The 1,740-nt window shown below is 41.8% G+C and carries 3 protein-coding genes; 2 read left to right on the top strand and 1 reads right to left on the bottom strand.

Annotated features, from left to right (window positions below; translation table 11 throughout):
* Positions 1 to 306 precede the first annotated feature (306 nt).
* Entirely contained in the window at positions 307 to 510 is a 204-nt protein-coding gene (locus tag F6K51_RS36730) for a hypothetical protein (protein WP_143727456.1), read from the bottom strand.
* 292 nt (positions 511 to 802) lie between these two features.
* Here F6K51_RS36730 and F6K51_RS36735 point away from each other — a divergent pair, with 292 nt between their 5' ends.
* Both F6K51_RS36735 and F6K51_RS36740 read left to right on the top strand, forming a co-directional pair.
* On the top strand, positions 803 to 1,201 hold the full coding sequence (locus tag F6K51_RS36735; protein WP_075896551.1) for a DUF433 domain-containing protein: 399 nt from the start codon (positions 803 to 805) through the stop codon (positions 1,199 to 1,201).
* Positions 1,202 to 1,233: 32 nt separating this feature from the next.
* Entirely contained in the window at positions 1,234 to 1,566 is a 333-nt protein-coding gene (locus F6K51_RS36740; protein WP_293030968.1) for a DUF5615 family PIN-like protein, read from the top strand.
* Positions 1,567 to 1,740: the final 174 nt, after the last annotated feature.

Genomic DNA, 1,740 nt, shown 5'->3' on the forward strand with positions numbered 1-1,740 from the left:
CGATTTGGACCGATCCGTAAAATTGTTGGCATAATGGAATAATTCTAACACTATGCTGGTTACAATGTCTTGAACTTTGGCTTGCAGCGCGATCAAGTCGTCTGGTACTGCGTACGCTCTTGTAGGGTGGGTTCGATAACACAAGATCTATCAAGACATTTATTGACAGAATATCACCGAACGCACCATCCCTTACTGGGCTTCATTCATTTTTAATTTTTAATTTTGAACTTTGAATTAATCACTGAATCTTGCTAATAATTCCTCACGGTATAGCTGAGATAACTGTAATATTAAAGCGGAAAATTATTGATTAGATAAGGACAGCATTGGTTCAATAATACCTCTCAGTTGGTCATCAAGAGAATTAAACCTCACTCTCAACAAGTTTTCGATAATCGCAGTGCGCTCCATCCTCAGACCCTGCTGCATACCTTGTTGTATACCCTGTTGTATGCCTGACTGAGTAGCAGCTTCTAATTTTTCTAATAAAAGTGGTGATAAGCGCATCAATTTTCTCTCTGTCTTGCTCTTATAATTCTGTACTTACTTCTAAGTTACTACGCTCAGAAGATAACAACAATAACGTATTTTACCGAAATTGATTTGTTTCTGGCAGTGCTTCTAATTCATCAATGGCCTGTTGTTGGACCCTGCCTCTGCCTAACATTCTCAAGCATAGAGTGTCTAATGTCTTTGGTAATTTATGTATTACGACTAATCCTGTGCGATCGTGTTATACTAAGAGCATCCGTTAGGATCAGAAGGTAAATTAACCGACAATGCAGACCTTACCTTAAAAATGGCATCCTACTCCCTTAACTTGCCGCTTCAACTTCAAGAAGAAGTAGAACAATGTGCTTTGCGTCAAGGCATTTCCCTCGACGACTTTATTTTATGGGCAGTGGCTGAAAAAGTTGCTGTTCTCAAGCATCAATTCCATGACCCAAGCTTTCCCCACATCACTTATCGTCAAGGAGCCAGTGGTCACCCCGTCTCAGTCATTCGTGGGACAGGGATTCGAGTCCAGACAATTGCGATCGCCACCCACCAATGGGGAATGTCTGCCAAGCAGCTGGCCGAGGAATATGGGTTAACTGAAACTCAAATTAACGACGCACTAGGGTTTTACAGCGCACATCAAACCGAAATTGACAGCGCGATTGTAGCTGAACAAGAGAGCGAAGTAGCCAATGTCTAAACTTCGGCAACACCAAAGATGCGGACACGTCCATCAAAGCCTTACAATCAGCCCTAACCGTTCGTGGTCATGATGTTACTCGGACTCCCAATGAATGGATAGCCAAAGATGCAAGTGATGAAACCCAACTTTTGAAGGCAACGGCTCAAGGGCGATGTATTTTTACATTCAACATCAAAGATTTCTCCGCTTTAGCCATACAATACCCAGAACATCATGGCATTATTCTGGCGGCTCAAAGCAGATGGAACTATTCCGAACGGATTTTGGCACTCGAGCGTTTTCTTTTAGAGACTCAATCAGAAGATTGCTTAGGGCAAGTTCGTTGGTTGAATCAATATCGCCCTATTAGCCGTGATGATTAATGGTGAGTACATGAAGGGGAATATATCTGGTTAATCACATATGCTCAAAGTAGATTGTAGGGTGGGCACTTGTGCGATAATCTTTGTTAAAATCCTAGATTTCCAAACACAAGTGCCCACCATTATAGGCTATAATTAGTAGGCATTTTTGTTTGCAAATATCGGTCGTACGCG

Source organism: Moorena sp. SIO3I8, from assembly GCF_010692325.1.
Taxonomy (GTDB): domain Bacteria; phylum Cyanobacteriota; class Cyanobacteriia; order Cyanobacteriales; family Coleofasciculaceae; genus Moorena.

What these genes read in the sequence shown, in the direction of transcription:
- F6K51_RS36730 (WP_143727456.1), bottom strand. Translation starts at nt 510, where the DNA reads ATGCGCTTATCACCACTTTTATTAGAAAAATTAGAAGCTGCTACTCAG.
- F6K51_RS36735 (WP_075896551.1), top strand. Translation starts at nt 803, where the DNA reads ATGGCATCCTACTCCCTTAACTTGCCGCTTCAACTTCAAGAAGAAGTA.